The organism is Niveibacterium terrae, from assembly GCF_048213115.1.
GTDB lineage: Bacteria > Pseudomonadota > Gammaproteobacteria > Burkholderiales > Rhodocyclaceae > Niveibacterium > Niveibacterium terrae.
On sequence record NZ_CP172404.1, the window covers coordinates 2,231,847 to 2,246,838 of the forward strand.

Annotated in this window: 14 protein-coding genes; 2 read left to right on the plus strand and 12 right to left on the minus strand. The window is 61.5% G+C overall.

The features are described from left to right. Window positions 1–12: 12 nt before the first annotated feature. The 10 genes from ACHFB9_RS10315 to rpsB are packed head-to-tail and all read right to left on the minus strand — an operon-like array spanning window position 13 to window position 9,997. Complete coding sequence (locus ACHFB9_RS10315) at window positions 13–510, minus strand: OmpH family outer membrane protein (RefSeq protein WP_417066936.1); 498 nt, start codon at window positions 508–510, stop codon at window positions 13–15. A 16-nt stretch (window positions 511–526) separates the two neighbouring features. Further along, the gene (gene bamA / locus ACHFB9_RS10320) at window positions 527–2,836 is read right to left on the minus strand and encodes an outer membrane protein assembly factor BamA (RefSeq protein ID WP_417066938.1); all 2,310 of its coding nucleotides are present in this window, start codon (window positions 2,834–2,836) and stop codon (window positions 527–529) included. Window positions 2,837–2,843: 7 nt separating this feature from the next. Continuing rightward, a complete protein-coding gene (gene rseP / locus ACHFB9_RS10325) occupies window positions 2,844–4,217 on the minus strand; it encodes an RIP metalloprotease RseP (RefSeq protein ID WP_417066940.1) in 1,374 nt (457 codons plus the stop codon). Beyond that, window positions 4,214–5,407, minus strand: coding sequence for a 1-deoxy-D-xylulose-5-phosphate reductoisomerase (ispC, locus tag ACHFB9_RS10330; protein WP_417066942.1), 1,194 nt, complete (start codon window positions 5,405–5,407; stop codon window positions 4,214–4,216). Before ispC ends, rseP begins: the two co-directional genes overlap by 4 nt. Before the next feature lies 1 nt (window position 5,408). Next, window positions 5,409–6,212: a phosphatidate cytidylyltransferase gene (locus ACHFB9_RS10335; protein ID WP_417066943.1), complete on the minus strand. Its 804-nt coding sequence runs from the start codon at window positions 6,210–6,212 to the stop codon at window positions 5,409–5,411. Continuing rightward, complete coding sequence (gene uppS, locus ACHFB9_RS10340) at window positions 6,213–6,983, minus strand: polyprenyl diphosphate synthase (protein WP_417066945.1); 771 nt, start codon at window positions 6,981–6,983, stop codon at window positions 6,213–6,215. Between the two features lie 25 nt (window positions 6,984–7,008). Beyond that, entirely contained in the window at window positions 7,009–7,566 is a 558-nt protein-coding gene (gene frr / locus ACHFB9_RS10345; RefSeq protein WP_417066947.1) for a ribosome recycling factor, read from the minus strand. A 13-nt stretch (window positions 7,567–7,579) separates the two neighbouring features. After that, window positions 7,580–8,296, minus strand: coding sequence for a UMP kinase (pyrH, locus tag ACHFB9_RS10350; protein ID WP_417066949.1), 717 nt, complete (start codon window positions 8,294–8,296; stop codon window positions 7,580–7,582). An 11-nt stretch (window positions 8,297–8,307) separates the two neighbouring features. Next, window positions 8,308–9,201, minus strand: a complete 894-nt coding sequence (tsf, locus tag ACHFB9_RS10355; RefSeq protein ID WP_417066951.1) for a translation elongation factor Ts — start codon at window positions 9,199–9,201, stop codon at window positions 8,308–8,310. A gap of 43 nt (window positions 9,202–9,244) precedes the next feature. Further along, entirely contained in the window at window positions 9,245–9,997 is a 753-nt protein-coding gene (gene rpsB, locus ACHFB9_RS10360) for a 30S ribosomal protein S2 (protein ID WP_417066953.1), read from the minus strand. A gap of 253 nt (window positions 9,998–10,250) precedes the next feature. On the opposite strand from rpsB, the gene map reads away from it, so the two are divergent. Continuing rightward, the gene (gene map, locus ACHFB9_RS10365) at window positions 10,251–11,051 is read left to right on the plus strand and encodes a type I methionyl aminopeptidase (RefSeq protein ID WP_417066955.1); all 801 of its coding nucleotides are present in this window, start codon (window positions 10,251–10,253) and stop codon (window positions 11,049–11,051) included. A 12-nt stretch (window positions 11,052–11,063) separates the two neighbouring features. Next, window positions 11,064–13,646, plus strand: coding sequence for a [protein-PII] uridylyltransferase (locus ACHFB9_RS10370; RefSeq protein ID WP_417066957.1), 2,583 nt, complete (start codon window positions 11,064–11,066; stop codon window positions 13,644–13,646). A gap of 9 nt (window positions 13,647–13,655) precedes the next feature. Here ACHFB9_RS10370 and def read toward each other — a convergent pair whose 3' ends face one another. Together def and ACHFB9_RS10380 are read right to left on the minus strand one after the other, a co-directional pair. Continuing rightward, window positions 13,656–14,189: a peptide deformylase gene (def, locus tag ACHFB9_RS10375; RefSeq protein WP_417066958.1), complete on the minus strand. Its 534-nt coding sequence runs from the start codon at window positions 14,187–14,189 to the stop codon at window positions 13,656–13,658. Window positions 14,190–14,196: 7 nt separating this feature from the next. Next, the gene (locus ACHFB9_RS10380) at window positions 14,197–14,931 is read right to left on the minus strand and encodes an S-methyl-5'-thioinosine phosphorylase (protein WP_417066959.1); all 735 of its coding nucleotides are present in this window, start codon (window positions 14,929–14,931) and stop codon (window positions 14,197–14,199) included. Between the last annotated feature and the right edge of the window lie 61 nt (window positions 14,932–14,992).

The window sequence follows — 14,992 nt, forward strand, 5'->3', positions numbered from 1 at the left end:
CGTCGGCACGGCTTACTTGTCGGCCAACGCCTTGATGACCTTTTCGGTCAAATCGACGCGCGGGCTGATGAAAATCGCATCCTGAAGGATAGCGTCGTACTTTTCGGTCTCGGCGATCTCGCGGATCGCCTTGTTTGCGCGCTCGAGAACCGTCGCCAGCTCTTCGTTGCGGCGCTGGTTCAGATCTTCGCGGAACTCGCGCTGACGACGCTGAAACTCACGGGTGGCCTCGTTGAAGTCACGCTCCTTGTTCTTGCGCTCGCCATCGGACATCGTCACGCTGTTCTTTTCCAGGTTTTCCTGCATCCCCTGAAGCTGCTTGGCAAGCTTCTGGAGATCCTGGTCACGCTTTTCAAATTCCTTCTCGAGCTTCTTTTGTGCCTTAACAGCAGGAGGCGCTTCGCGCAAGACCCGCTCAGAATTCACGAAGCCGATCTTGCTCTGGGCGCACGCACCCGTTGCAATACCCAGACCGATCGCAGTCACCAGCAAGCCACGAACAAAACTCACAACAACCTCCTCGGGATCAGAAAATATTGCCCAGTTGGAACTGGAAGCGCTGGGTCTTGTCGCCTTCCTTCTTGTTCAGCGGTGTACCAAAGCTGAATTTGAGCGGACCAATCGGCGAGATCCAGGCCAGAGCCAGCCCCGCACTATACCTCAGATCGCGCAGATTGACGGTCTGGCTGGCGCCCCATACCTGGCCGCCATCGACGAAGGCGCTGATCCGGAAAGTCTTGTCGATCCCGGTGACTGGCATCGGCGCGTAGTACTCGGCGCCAAAGGTGATCGTTCGCGTACCGCCTGAGGCGCGATAAGTCACCCCATCGCTGCTGAGGGTCTGCGGCCCGAGGGTGTTGTCCTTGTAGCCGCGCACCGAACCGATACCGCCCGCGTAGTAGTTCTTGAAGAAAGGCACGGGCTTGCCGCCGTAACCGGACGCATAGCCCAGATTCGCCTGCAACATCAGCGAATCGTCCTTGAAGTACACCGGAATGAAATACTGGGTCTGGTTGTGGATCCGGTAGTAGCGCTGTTCAGCGATGGGCAGCGCCACCTCGGCGGTCAGGGACTGGGAGAGGCCACGGGTCGGCGCGAGATAACTGTCGCGGCTATCGTAGCTCCAGCCTATCGTGCCGAGCACTGTCGTCGTCCGGTCACCGAAACGATTGACGAAGTCGAGGATCTGATTGCTCGAGTCGCTATAGACCCCGGTCTCGGTCGAATCCGCCGAGAGCCCGAAATTGATCAGGTCGTCCTCGGCGATCGGGTAGCCCACGCGGATACCGCCGCCCGTCGAAGTCGTCTTGTAGGTATCGACCGAAGTCGTCGTAGACGGCTCATAGATGCGGTGATAGACGTCGTAACCGAGACGCATCCCCTCCGGGGTGTAGTACGGATTCGTGAACGAGGTCACCAGAGTACGGCTCGATTGCCCGGTATTAACGCTGACATTGAGCGAATTACCGGAGCCGAAAATATTGCTCTGCGAGATCGATCCGGACAGGATCAGTTTATCGGTCGTCGAATAGCCGGCACCGAGCATCAGGTTGCCCGTCGCCCGCTCCTTGACGGTCACGTTCATGTCAACCTGGTCGGAAGTACCAGGAACCGCAGGGGTTTCGACGTTGGTTTCATCGAAGTAGCCGAGCCGGTCGAGGCGCGCCTTCGAACGCTTGATCTTGCTGCCGTCGTACCACGCGCTTTCAAACTGGCGCAGTTCGCGGCGGATCACTTCGTCGCGGGTGCGGGTATTGCCAGCGAGGTTCACCTGCCGCACATAAACCCGCTTGCCCGGATCGACGAAGATCGTGAATGAGACTTCCCGCTTGGCCTTGTCCAGCTCGGGCGCCGCATTGACATTCGCGAAGGCATAACCTTCGTTGCCCAAGCGTTCGCTGATCGCCTTGGTCGTTTCGGTCAGGTGCTCACGCGAGAAGATATCCCCAGGACGCAGCGACACCAGCGCCCGGATCTCCATGTCACTGACGATCAGATCGCCGACAACCTTGACGGTGGCGACGCGGTATTGTTCGCCTTCGGCCAGAGCCAACGCGATATAGACGTCGCGCTTGTCCGGTGTGATCGAGACCTGGCTCGACTCGACGTTGAAGTCGAGGTAGCCGCGGTTCATGTAGTAGCTGCGCAGCGATTCGATATCGCCCTGGAGCTTGGGCTTCGAATACTCATGATCCTTGGACATCCAGTTCAGCGGAGCGAACCAGTGCTTGGGGCGCGCGACGATCTGTTTCTTCAGTTCGTTCTCGGAAAACTTCTGACTGCCGGTGATCGACACTTCCCGGATCGCCGCAATCTCACCTTCATTGACCTTGAACTTGACGGAAACCCGGTTGCGCTCGAGCGGCGTGATCTCGGTCGTGACCGTCGCCGCATAGTAGCTGCTGTTCAGGTATTGACGCTTGAGTTCCTGCTCGGCCCGTTCGAGCAGCGCCCGATCAAGAATCCGCGACTCCGAAATCCCGGCTTCCTTCAGCCCCTTGCGCAGCTTGTCGCTCTCGAAAGCCTTGTTGCCCTCGAACTCGATCAGGCCGATCGCCGGACGCTCATCGATGACGACGACCAGCACGCCCTTGTCGACTTCCAGCCGGACATCCTTGAAGAAACCCGTGCCATAGAGCGCCTTGATCGCCTGCGATGCCTTGTCCTCGGTCAGAGTATCGCCGACCTTGACCGGCAGATAGCTGAACACTGTCCCGGGCTCGGTCCGCTGCAGACCCTCGACCCGAATGTCCTTGACCACGAAAGCGTCGAACGCATAGAGCGGTGACGTTGAAAATAGGGCCAGAATGAGCCCCGAGAGATGCTTCAGTCGCATTGGGATATCAAGAGAGCAGACGGGATACGTCGTTGAAGAGCGCGAACGCCATCAGCATCGCGAGAATGAGAAAACCGATCTGTTGTCCGATTTCCATCACCCGCTGGGAAACCGGGCGCCGCATCAGCACTTCCGCCAGATAATACATGATGTGCCCCCCATCCAGCAGAGGGATTGGGAAAAGGTTTAGCAAGCCAATACTGATGCTGATAAGTGCGACAAAACGCGTATAGGCTTCGACCCCCTGCCGGGCTGACTGACCTGCGTAGTCGGCGATCGTGACCGGACCGCTGATGTTGCGCATCGACAGCTCACCGCTGAGCATGCGGCCGAACATCTTCAGCGACAGGCCTGCGGTCTCACCGGTCAGTCGCACAGCGCGTCCGAGCGCAGAGAGCGGACCATAGCTGAGCCGAGTGAAGAGCTTGTCGCGCAGCGCCTTGTCCTCGGCAACGCCAACGCCTATGCGACCTATCGACTTGCCGCGTTCACTCTGGGCGACGGGCACGACGCGGAGCAAGCGTTCGTTCGAATTGGCCCGGACGCGGACATCCAGCGTGCGCCCAGCCGCCGGCGCGATCTTCGCAACCAGATCATCCCAGGAATGAATCGCCACGCCGCCGATCGAAACAATGCGATCGCCGGCGCGCAAGCCCGCCCTATCCGCCGGGGAACCGGGCTGGATCTGACCGATGACGGGAGGCAGATTCGGGCGGTAGAGGCTCAAACCGAGGTCGCGAACGACATCGACGTCCTTGCCATCGATCCTGACCGTTTCACTTGCAAGCAGAAGTTTCCGCGCGCCCTGCCCTTCGCTCTGCACGCTTAGCCTTATCGACGCGCGGTCGACACCGCTGCGCACAAGCTGCCACCCCAGCTCTGACCAACTCTCGACCGCCAGATCATTGACCGCGAGAATCCGGTCTCCCGCGCGCAGCCCTGCCCGTTCGGCGGGAGAGTTAGCGAGCGGCGCGCCGACCAGAGGCCTCAACTCAGTGACCCCGATCATGAACAGAATCCAGTAGATCAGGATCGCCAGAAGGAAATTCGCAAGGGGGCCGGCCGAGACGATCGCTATCCTCTGCCAGACGTTCTTGCGGTTGAAAGACTCGGATTGTTGCGCGTCGGGCACCGGAGCTTCGCGCTCATCGAGCATCTTGACGTAGCCGCCGAGCGGAATCGCACCGAGTACCCATTCACAGGAGTCCGGATCGCGCTGCCAGCGCAGCAGCGGCCGCCCAAAACCAATCGAAAAACGCAGGATGCGCACGCCACAGCGGCGAGCGACCCAGAAGTGCCCGAATTCATGAACGGTAACAAGGATGCCTATGGCCAGGACAAAGGAGGCGAGGTAGCCAAGCGCCGTCATCGCCGCGCTCATCGAGACTTCTCGGCGCGGGCGAGCAGCGCGTTTGCGACGCTGCGCGCTTCCCGGTCTGCCCCGAGAACCGTATCCAGGCAACTCGCCGGAACCGCGACGATCGCGGCCAGCGTCTCCTCGACCAGACGGGCGATCGCGGCGAAGGAGAGACGGCCGGCGAGAAAAGCGGCGACCGCGACTTCATTGGCCGCATTGAGGATCGCCGGCGCCGTTCCGGCGGCCTTGAGGGCCTGGTAAGCTAGCCTCAGGCAAGGGAAACGGACAGGATCCGGCGCCTCGAAGCTCAGCCCCGCGAGACGACTGAAGTCGACAGGCTCAACCCCCGAGCGAATCCGCTCGGGCCAGGCCAAAGCATGAGCGATCGGCGTGCGCATGTCCGGGTTGCCCATCTGCGCGATGACCGAGCCATCGACATACTGAACCATCGAATGGATCATGCTCTGCGGATGGATCACAACCTCGATCCGTTCGGCATCGACCCCGAACAGCCAGTGCGCTTCGATGACTTCGAGCCCCTTGTTCATCATCGTCGCCGAATCGACTGAGATCTTGCGTCCCATGACCCAGTTCGGATGAGCGACAGCCATCTCCGGTGTGATGTCGCCGAAGCGCTCGGCCGGCAGAGTCCGGAACGGGCCGCCGGAAGCGGTCAGCAACAGCTTGACGATGTTGCCCCGCGCGAGACCATAGTCAAAGCCGGCAGGCAGGCACTGGAAGATCGCGTTGTGTTCGCTGTCCACCGGCAGCAGTTCAGCGCCGCCTTCGCGGACGGCTTCGAGCAGAAGACTGCCCGACATCACCAGCGCTTCCTTGTTCGCGAGCAGGATGCGCTTGCCCGAGCGGGCCGCAGCGAGCGTCGGAGCCAGCGCCGCGGCGCCAACGATCGCCGCCATCACGACTTCGACTTCGTCCGCCGAAGCCATTTCGCTGAGCGCTTCGCTGCCCCAGCTGATCGAACAACGGACGCCCGCCTCCTTGAGCAAAGCTGCGAGTTTGTCGGCAGCGGCCTCGTCGCTGACGACCGCATGTTCCGGATGGTGGACGCGGATGATCTCGGCGAGTCGGTCCATCCGGCTGTGGGCGCTGACCGCGTAGAGGCGATAGCGCTCGGGATTGCGCGCCAGAACATCCAGAGTCGAAGCTCCGATGGAGCCGGTCGCACCTAAAATCGATATGCCTGTCGGGCTCATTTCAAACCATCCAGACCTGGGCCCATAGCGCGACGAGCGGCAAGGTCGAGGTCAAACTGTCTATCCGGTCGAGCACTCCGCCGTGACCGGGCAAGAGATTGCTGCTGTCCTTGATGCCCGCCTGGCGTTTGAGCATCGACTCGAACAGATCGCCTACGACGCTCAGCGCGGTCAATGCCAGCACCAGAACCAGCGACAGAGGCCAGGAGAGCCGGGCCGGGATCTGGGGCAGCGCCAGCGCAAAGACGAGAGATGCGTAGAGGAGAACGCCCAACACGCCGGTCCAGACGCCCTCCCAGCTCTTCCCGGGGGAGATCGTCGGGGCAAGCTTGTGGCGCCCGAAAGAGCGACCACCGAAATAGGCGCAGATGTCGGCGACCCAGGCGATCGCCATCACCGAGAGCAGGAACCACGGCGAGTGCTGACGCAGTCTGGCCACGGCGAGCGCGGCGGGGATGATCACCAGCAGCCCCAGAGCGAGTCCCAGCAAACCCTGCCCGAGCTTCCAGCGATCGCGCAGCCAGCTCGGAACGACCATGATCCAGAAGACTCCCGAGAGTCCGAACAGGACTCCGTCGACGAGAGGGCTGGAGATGAAGCAACAGGAGAAGGCCGCAACCGCAGCACCCGATGCATAGGACAGGCGCGAAGCCTGGGGCAGACGCAGCAGCCCGGCCCACTCCCACGCGGCGAGCGAAGCGAGCGCCGCACAGAACAGCCACCATCCGGTAAGCGGCAGCGCAAACAGCGCAGCCCCCAACACTGCGAGCATCAGCAGCGCAGTCAGCGTTCGTTGCCAGAGCATCTATTCCCCTTCGGTGGCTTTCTGAAGCTGTTCGCTGGTTCGCCCGAAGCGGCGCTCTCGCGTCCGGTAGGAAGCGAGCGCCTCATCGAAAGCCTTGGCGCTGAACTCCGGCCACAACAGATCGGTGAAATACAGTTCCGCATAGGCGAGCTGCCAGAGCAGGAAGTTGCTGATCCTCTGCTCTCCTCCGGTGCGGATAAACAGATCAGGTTCGGGTGCGTCAGCCAGAGCGAGGAAAGGCGCAACGTCTTCCTCGCTCAGCTCACCCACGCGTTCAGGATGCGCCTTGGCGGCCCGATTGCACGCGTTCAGGATGTCCCATCGACCGCCGTAGTTGGCGGCGATCGTCAGGGTCAACGCGTCATTTCCCGAGGTCAGCGCTTCGGAGCGGACGATCAGCTCGCGTATCCGCGCATCGAAGCGCGAAAGATCGCCAACCACCCGAAAGCGAACCTTGTTCTGATGGAGTTTGACGATCTCTTCCTCGAGTGCCTTCAGGAAGAGCTGCATCAGGAAGCTGACTTCTTCCTGGGGGCGGCGCCAGTTCTCGGAGCTGAACGCGAAAAGCGTCAGATGGCCAACCCCCCGATCGAGACAGCAGCGCACGATACGACGCACGGTCTCCAGGCCACGCTTGTGGCCCGCAACCCGGGGCATCAGGCGTCGTTTTGCCCAACGCCCATTGCCGTCCATGATGATCGCGACGTGCCGGGGCACATCGCCCACCTCGGGAATGTCGCGCGTGGAGCTGAAAAAACGGCTGATCGGCATCTGTTCGAACCTTGGTGGTCCGGAATCAGATCTGCATCAGATCCTGTTCTTTTTGCGCCAGAATCTTGTCGACTTCGGCGATGTTGCGGTCGGTCAGCTTCTGGATGTCGTCCTGGGCGCGACGTTCTTCGTCCTCGGAGATCTCCTTGGACTTGACCGCTTCCTTGAGCTGGTTGTTCGCATCGCGACGCAGATTGCGCACGGCGATCCGCGAATTTTCAGCTTCAGAACGAACGAGCTTGATCAATTCCTTGCGGCGCTCTTCAGTCAGCGCGGGCATTGGCACGCGCACGAGCTCACCCATCGCCGAGGGATTCAGGCCCAAGTCCGCATCGCGGATCGCCTTTTCGACCTTGGCTAGCATGGATTTTTCCCAGGGTTGAACGCTGATCGTGCGCGCATCGATCAAAGACACGTTCGCGATCTGGCTCAGCGGCACGGGAGAACCGTAATACTCGACCTGGATGTGATCCAGGATGCCCGTGTGCGCACGTCCGGTGCGCACTTTACCGAGATCGCTCTTCAGAGATTCGAGCGACTTCAGCATTTTCTGTTCGGTATTCTTCTTCAGTTCGGCGATCATTTCGGCAGTCCTCTCAGATATGCACCAGTGTGCCTTCATCCTCGCCCATCACGACGCGCTTGAGCGCCCCAGGCGAGAAGATGCTGAAAACCTTGATCGGGAGTTTCTGGTCGCGGCACAGCGCAAACGCCGTCGCATCCAGGACCTGCAGGTTCCGCTGGATCGCCTCATCAAAGGAGAGCTCAGCGTAGCGGGTCGCCGTCGGATCCTTCTTCGGATCGGCCGTGTAGATCCCATCCACCTTGGTCGCCTTCAGCACGATGTCCGCACCGATCTCGGCGCCACGCAGCGCAGCCGCGGTATCGGTCGTAAAGAAGGGATTCCCGGTTCCGGCCGCGAAAATCACGACCTTGCCATCTTCGAGGTGGCGGATCGCCTTGCCGCGAATATACGGCTCGACGATAGCCTCCATGCTCAGACCCGACTGCACGCGAGCGGAGAGCCCGGCGTGTTTCATCGCATCGGCCAGAGCCATCGCGTTCATCACGGTCGCGATCATGCCCATGTAATCGGCGGTAGCCCTGTCCATCCCCGAGGCGGCACCCGCCATCCCGCGGAAGATGTTGCCACCACCGATCACGACACCGACTTCGACCCCCAGCCCAACCACCTCCGCCACTTCCCCGACAATTCTCGAAACCACCTCGCGGTTGATTCCGAAGGCGTCATCGCCCATCAGGGCTTCGCCCGAGAGTTTGAGCAGGATGCGGCGGTAGGCAGGTTTGGCCATGGGGTTCTCCGTTAGCGTTGGGCGGCTGCGGCCTGGGCGGCCACTTCAGCGGCGAAGTCGGCGGTCTTCTTTTCAATGCCTTCACCGACGACATACAGCGTGAAGCTGGCAACCTTGGCACCACGGGACTTCAGCAGCGCTTCGATCGTCTGCTTGCCATCTTCAGCCTTGACGAAGACTTGACCGAGCAGCGTCACTTCCTTCAGGAACTTCTGCACCGTACCTTCGGCGATCTTTTCGATCATCGCTTCCGGCTTACCGGCTTCGCGGGCCTTTTCGATCGCAACGCGACGTTCGGTTTCGATCAGCTCAGCGGGAACGTTCGACGAATCCAGAGCCTTGGGCTTGGAAGCGGCGATGTGCATCGCGATGTCGCGACCGAGCGCTTCATCCCCACCGACCAGATCGACGAGCACGCCGATCTTGGAGCCGCCGTGGATGTAGCTGGAAACATGGCCTTCAGCGGCGACGCGAACGAAGCGGCGAAGCGACATGTTTTCGCCGATCTTGCCCACCAGGCCGGCGCGAACCGATTCAACAGTGCCATCGCCCAGCGGCAGCGCGGACAGAGCGGCGACGTCGGCCGGAGCCTTGTCGACGATCAGCTGCGCGCTGTCAGCTGCGAGCTTCAGGAAGTCGTCGTTCTTCGCGACGAAGTCGGTCTCGCTGTTGATCTCGAGGATAGCCGCGGTCTTGCCGTCGGCGGAGATCGCCGTCACGACAACACCTTCAGCGGCGATGCGGGTCGCGGCCTTGGTGGCCTTGTTACCCAGCTTGACGCGCAGAATTTCTTCCGCCTTGGCCATATCGCCGGCAGCTTCCGTCAGCGCCCTTTTGCATTCCATCATCGGAGCGTCGGTTTTTTCACGCAGCTCCTTGACCATGCTCGCGGTAATTTCCGCCATGCTCACTCCTGTTCTGTGTTTCGGGTTCCGGGGAAAAAGGCCCTCAGGCCTTTTCTTCCGTGCCTTCCTGAACTTCGACGAATTCGTCCTGACCGGCAGCGACGATTTCGCCCAGCACCTGATTGCGGCCTTCCAGCACGGCGTCAGCCATGCCACGGGCGTACAGGCGGATCGCGCCGCTGGAGTCATCGTTACCCGGGATGATGTAATCAACACCTTCCGGCGAGTGGTTGGTATCGACCACGGCGACAACCGGAATGCCCAGCTTCTTGGCTTCGGTGATCGCGATCTTGTGGTAACCGACGTCGATGACGAACAGCGCATCGGGCAGGCCGCCCATATCCTTGATACCGCCGATGGACTTGTTCAGCTTTTCGAGTTCGCGGGTGGCGAGCAGAGCTTCCTTCTTGGAAAGCTTTTCGACCGAGCCGTCTTCGATCATCTGCTCCATATCCTTCAGGCGCTTAATCGACTGCTTGACGGTCTTGAAGTTGGTCAGCATGCCGCCGAGCCAGCGTTCATCAACAAACGGCATTCCGGCGCGTTGCGCTTCTTCGGCAACGATCTCGCGAGCCTGACGCTTGGTGCCGACGAACAGCACGGTGCCGCGATTGGCAGCCAGCTTGCGCACGAAAGCGAGCGCTTCCTGATACTTGGTCAGCGTCGTTTCGAGGTTGATGATGTGAATCTTGTTGCGGTGACCGAAGATGAAAGGAGCCATCTTGGGGTTCCAGAAGCGGGTTTGGTGACCGAAGTGGACACCGGCTTCCAGCATTTGACGCATAGTCACAGCCATTTTACTTCTCCGTGCAAAGGGTTAGCCTCCGCCCCCGCGGCCGTGTCAGAGATCACAGCCAGCCCACCGAAGCGGGACCCTTGTACGGGGACGTGCGGATTTTGCCGCACCCGCCAATCGGGCGCAGTCAAGCTCGCCATGATAGCAAGCCAGAGGGCATTTATTCAAGTCCGATGCCGCAGCGTAGCGCGGTCACCCGTTTGCGAACGCAGGCCCGATGACGTTAACCTTGCGTTTTGCAAAGGATTCAGCGATGAGCATCACCATCAAGACCCCGGAAGAGATCGCGCAGATGCGCATTGCCGGCCGCCTGGCCGCCGAAGTCCTCGACTTTATCACCCCGCACGTCAAGGCAGGCGTCACGACCGAAGAGCTCGACCGCCTGTGCCACGACTATATGGTCAATGTCCAGGGAACGGTTCCGGCCCCGCTCAACTACGCCCCCCCCGGCTATACGCCCTACCCGAAGTCGATCTGCACGTCGATCAACCACCAGATCTGCCACGGCATCCCCGGCAACAAGGTGCTCAAGCGCGGAGACATCCTGAACATCGACATCACGGTGATCAAGGACGGTTTTCACGGCGACACGAGCCGGATGTTCATCGTCGGCGAAGCATCCATCCTCGCCAAACGTCTGTGCCGGGTCACTTATGAGTGCATGTGGCTGGGCATCCAGCAGGTCCGCCCCGGAGCGCACCTCGGGGACATCGGCGCTGCGATCCAGAAACACGCGGAAGCCGCAGGCTTCTCGGTCGTCCACGAATTCTGCGGTCATGGCATCGGCAGGGACTTCCACGAGGATCCGCAGGTTCTTCACTACGGCCAGGCAGGCAGCGGAGTCGAACTCGAACCCGGCATGATTTTCACGATCGAGCCGATGATCAATGCAGGCAAGCGGCACATCTCCGAACTTCCCGACGGCTGGACCATCGTCACCAAGGATCGAAGTCTGTCGGCCCAATGGGAGCACATGCTGGTCGTCACCGAGTCCGGCTTTGAAGTGCTGACCCTGTCCGCAGGCGCGCCCGCGCGTCCCGACCTCGCCGCCTGAGTTCATCGAACAATGATTTCCCAAGATCCCGACCAGAACCACAAACCCCTTCTCGACGCGCTGCGCACCCGGCTCACTGAGGGGCGGCTTCACCTCCAGCAGGCCTGGATCCGGCAGCCCAAGCCAGAGAGAATGCTCGCCGGCCTCGCCCAGCTGGTCGATGAAGTTCTGATCGAGCTCTGGCACTCCTTCCCCCTGCCGCCAAGCGCCAGCTTGCTGGCCGTTGGCGGCTACGGCCGCGGACAGCTCTATCCGCACTCGGATGTCGACCTGCTGATCCTGCTCGAAGAGCAAGCCTGCCGCGAAACATCGCATACGATCGAAGAGCTGGTCAGGCTCTTCTGGGACATCGGCCTGGAGACCGGGCACAGCGTGCGCACACTCGCCGAATGCAAGGAGGAAGCGGGCAAGGACGTCACCGTCCGCACCAATCTTCTTGAAGCGCGTCACCTGTGCGGCAACGCGGAACTCTCCCGCGAGCTGATCGCCGCTAGCCGCAGCGGCTTCGACGTCAAAACCTTCTTCATCGCCAAACGCGCCGAGCAGGAACAGCGCTACAACCGCTTCAACGACACCCCCTACTCGCTGGAGCCGAACTGCAAGGAGAGTCCAGGCGGACTACGCGACCTGCAGAATATCGTCTGGATCGCACTCGCCGCGGGCCACGGCGACAACTGGGACGCATTCGTCCAGCACGGCCTGCTCAGCTCGGGCGAAAGCCTGGAGATCCACAAGATCGAGCGCTTTTTGCAGAAGATCAGGATCTCGCTGCACTATCTCGCGAAACGACGCGAAGACCGACTGCTCTTCGACTTTCAGGAAGCGCTCGCCCAGGAGATGGGCATCAGCGCAACCGACTCGCGCCGCGCCTCCGAAGTACTGATGCAGCGCTACTACCTGAACGCGAAAAAGGTCACTCAGTTCAACATCCTGCTTCTGCAAAGCCTGGCCAGCCGCATCCTGCCGGGCGGAAACCCGGCACCGACACCGATCAACGAGCGCTTCAGCAAGTGCCAGGGCTTGCTCGACATCGCCAACGACGCGCTTTTCTCAACAACACCGACCGCGATCTTCGAAGCTTTTTTGCTGATGGAGCAGAACCCGGAGCTCTCCGGCATGTCGGTGCGCACGCTGCGCGCGCTGTGGTCGGCCCGCAGCCTGATCGATCAGAGCTTTCGTCAGAACCCGGAGAATCGCCGGCTGTTCATCGAGCTGTTCAAGCCTGCTCACGGCATCACGCATGAATTCCGTCGCCTGAACCAGTACGGAATCCTCGGCCGCTACCTGCCCGCCTTCGGCCACATTGTCGGCCAGATGCAGCACGACCTCTTCCACGTCTATACGGTCGATCAGCACATCATGCAGGTGATGCGCAACATGCGCCGCTTCGCAATGGACGAGCACGCCCACGAATACCCGCTGTGCGCACAGCTGATGAACGGCTTCGAGCGCCCCTGGCTGCTCTACATTGCCGCGCTGTTCCACGACATCGCCAAAGGGCGGGGTGGCGACCACTCCAAACTCGGAATGAAGGACGCCGCTGACTTCTGCCGCGACCATGGCTTGTCGAGCGAGGACAGCGCGCTGATTGTCTGGCTGGTTGAGCACCACCTGACGATGTCGCAGGTCGCCCAGAAGAGCGACTTGTCCGACCCCGACGTGATCCGCAAGTTCGCACAGCTCGTCGGCGACGAACGCCACCTGGTCGCACTGTACCTGCTGACCCACTGCGACATCCGCGGCACCAGCCCGAAAGTCTGGAACGGCTGGAAAGCAAAGCTGATCGAAGACCTTTACCTGATCACGAGCAGGGTTCTGCGCGGCGACCTTCCCGAACAGGTCAAGGGCATCACCGAACGCAAAACCGACGCCTGCTCGCGGCTACGCTATTTCGGTCTGATCGAAGGCGTCGAAACCGCGCTCTGGGAGGAACTCGATACCGTCTACTTTCTGCGCCACGACATCGACGAGATCGTCTGGCACGCCCGGATGCTCTACTACCGCCCGTCGCCAGAGACAGCAGTCATCAAGGCCAGACCCAGCCCGATCGAGCGAGGCCTCCAGGTCATGGTCTATGCGCGCGACACCGCCCGGCTTTTCCTGCGCCTGTGCGGCTTCTTCGGCCGGATGGGACTCTCGATCCTCGACGCGAAAATTCACACGACCCGCCACGGCTACGCACTGGACAGCTTCATCCTGTTCGACCCGTCGGGCGACGAGAACTATCGCGACATCATCCCGCTGATCGAACACGAGCTGACCGAGCGCCTGCAGACCGACGCGCCTCCCGCGCGCCCCGCATCGGGCAGGCTGTCGAGGCAGCTCAAGCACTTCCCGATCATCCCGGAAGTGAGCATCCGGCCTGATGAGAAAGGACAGTATTTCATCCTGAGCATCGCCGCGGCTGACCGCCCCGGCCTGCTCTTCGCCGTGGCCGACATCCTCAGCGAACACGGCGTCGATCTGCACACCGCGAAGATCTCGACGCTGGGCGAGCGGGCCGAAGATACCTTCCTCGTCAGCGGCCCCTGCCTCAGCGCCACCTCCGCCATCGTCAAGCTCGAAGGCGCGCTTCAGGAGGCCCTGCAGATCTGAGCGTCCCTGTCAGTCCCTCTCGCGCGCGGCGACTTCGGGGAAGAGGATATCCGTATAGCCAAAGCGGGTGAAGTCGTGCATCCGCATCGGATAGAGCATTCCCCACAGGTGATCGCATTCATGCTGGACGACCCGTGCATGAAAGCCGGTCGCAACCCGCTCGATGGGCTCACCCGAGGCACCCTGCCCCCGATAGCGCAGCTTGCGATAGCGCGGCACGACTCCGCGCAGACCGGGAACGGACAGACAGCCCTCCCAGCCCTCTTCGAGCTCCTGGTCGAGAAACTCGATCTCGGGGTTACACAACGCGGTCAGCGGCACGCTCTCGGCATCGGGATAGCGGTCACTGTGTTCGACCCCGAAGAGCACGACCTGGAGATCGACACCGATCTGGGGCGCGGCGATGCCGACCCCCTTGTAATGGCGCATCGTCTCCAGCATATCGGCGATCAGGTTCTGCAGTTCGGCGCTGCCGAAGCCGGTCACCGGCCGGGCACGCTGCCACAGGCGCGGATCTCCCATTCTGACGATTTCGCGGATCATCGCTCACTCACGCGCAAATATGTTCAAGGATACGCCGAACCCTGGCCATCGCGCCGACCAGGGTTTCCTCGATGTCCGCAAAGCGGATCGCATGGGAGCTGTCGGCCCGCCCGGCCGCCCAGTTCGACACGACCGAGAGCGCCGCATAGGGCAGCCCGAGTTCGCGCGCGAGCACCGCTTCGGGCATGCCTGTCATGCCCACCATGTCGGCGCCATCGCGGGCGAGGCGTTCGATCTCGGCGGCCGTCTCCAGCCGTGGCCCTTGGGTTGCCGCATAGACGCCGCCATCCTCGATGGCCTCACCGGCCGCCCAGGCGCTGGCAAGGATGCGTGCGCGCAAGGCCGCGTCATAGGGATCGGTGAAGTCGACCTGAACGACAGGCTGGTCCGTCGCATCGAAGAAAGTGTTACGGCGCCCCCAGGTGTAATCGATGATCTGGTCGGGAACGACCAGAGTCCCCGGCCCCAGATCCTGGCGAATGCCGCCGACCGAGGCGACCGAAACGATCTCCTTCGCTCCGGCCTGTTTGAGCGCCCAGAGGTTCGCTCGGTAGTTGACCCGGTGCGGGGGAATCGTATGGCCGTAACCGTGCCGTGCGAGAAACACGACCCGGGTCGAACACAGACTGCCAAAAAGCAACACCCCGGAAGGTTCCCCGTAAGGCGTACGCATCACTTCCCGGCGCTCGATATTGAGATTGGAGAGCTGAGTCAGCCCGCTTCCTCCGATGATCCCAAGCATTTTTTCTCCGCTCGATCTGCGTTGGCAGCTAAACCGGTGATCATAGCATTGACGTAAACGA

What these genes read in the sequence shown, in the direction of transcription:
- bamA (WP_417066938.1), bottom strand. Translation starts at nt 2,836, where the DNA reads ATGCGACTGAAGCATCTCTCGGGGCTCATTCTGGCCCTATTTTCAACG.
- rseP (WP_417066940.1), bottom strand. Translation starts at nt 4,217, where the DNA reads ATGAGCGCGGCGATGACGGCGCTTGGCTACCTCGCCTCCTTTGTCCTG.
- ispC (WP_417066942.1), bottom strand. Translation starts at nt 5,407, where the DNA reads ATGAGCCCGACAGGCATATCGATTTTAGGTGCGACCGGCTCCATCGGA.
- ACHFB9_RS10335 (WP_417066943.1), bottom strand. Translation starts at nt 6,212, where the DNA reads ATGCTCTGGCAACGAACGCTGACTGCGCTGCTGATGCTCGCAGTGTTG.
- uppS (WP_417066945.1), bottom strand. Translation starts at nt 6,983, where the DNA reads ATGCCGATCAGCCGTTTTTTCAGCTCCACGCGCGACATTCCCGAGGTG.
- frr (WP_417066947.1), bottom strand. Translation starts at nt 7,566, where the DNA reads ATGATCGCCGAACTGAAGAAGAATACCGAACAGAAAATGCTGAAGTCG.
- pyrH (WP_417066949.1), bottom strand. Translation starts at nt 8,296, where the DNA reads ATGGCCAAACCTGCCTACCGCCGCATCCTGCTCAAACTCTCGGGCGAA.
- tsf (WP_417066951.1), bottom strand. Translation starts at nt 9,201, where the DNA reads ATGGCGGAAATTACCGCGAGCATGGTCAAGGAGCTGCGTGAAAAAACC.
- rpsB (WP_417066953.1), bottom strand. Translation starts at nt 9,997, where the DNA reads ATGGCTGTGACTATGCGTCAAATGCTGGAAGCCGGTGTCCACTTCGGT.
- map (WP_417066955.1), top strand. Translation starts at nt 10,251, where the DNA reads ATGAGCATCACCATCAAGACCCCGGAAGAGATCGCGCAGATGCGCATT.
- ACHFB9_RS10370 (WP_417066957.1), top strand. Translation starts at nt 11,064, where the DNA reads ATGATTTCCCAAGATCCCGACCAGAACCACAAACCCCTTCTCGACGCG.
- def (WP_417066958.1), bottom strand. Translation starts at nt 14,189, where the DNA reads ATGATCCGCGAAATCGTCAGAATGGGAGATCCGCGCCTGTGGCAGCGT.
- ACHFB9_RS10380 (WP_417066959.1), bottom strand. Translation starts at nt 14,931, where the DNA reads ATGCTTGGGATCATCGGAGGAAGCGGGCTGACTCAGCTCTCCAATCTC.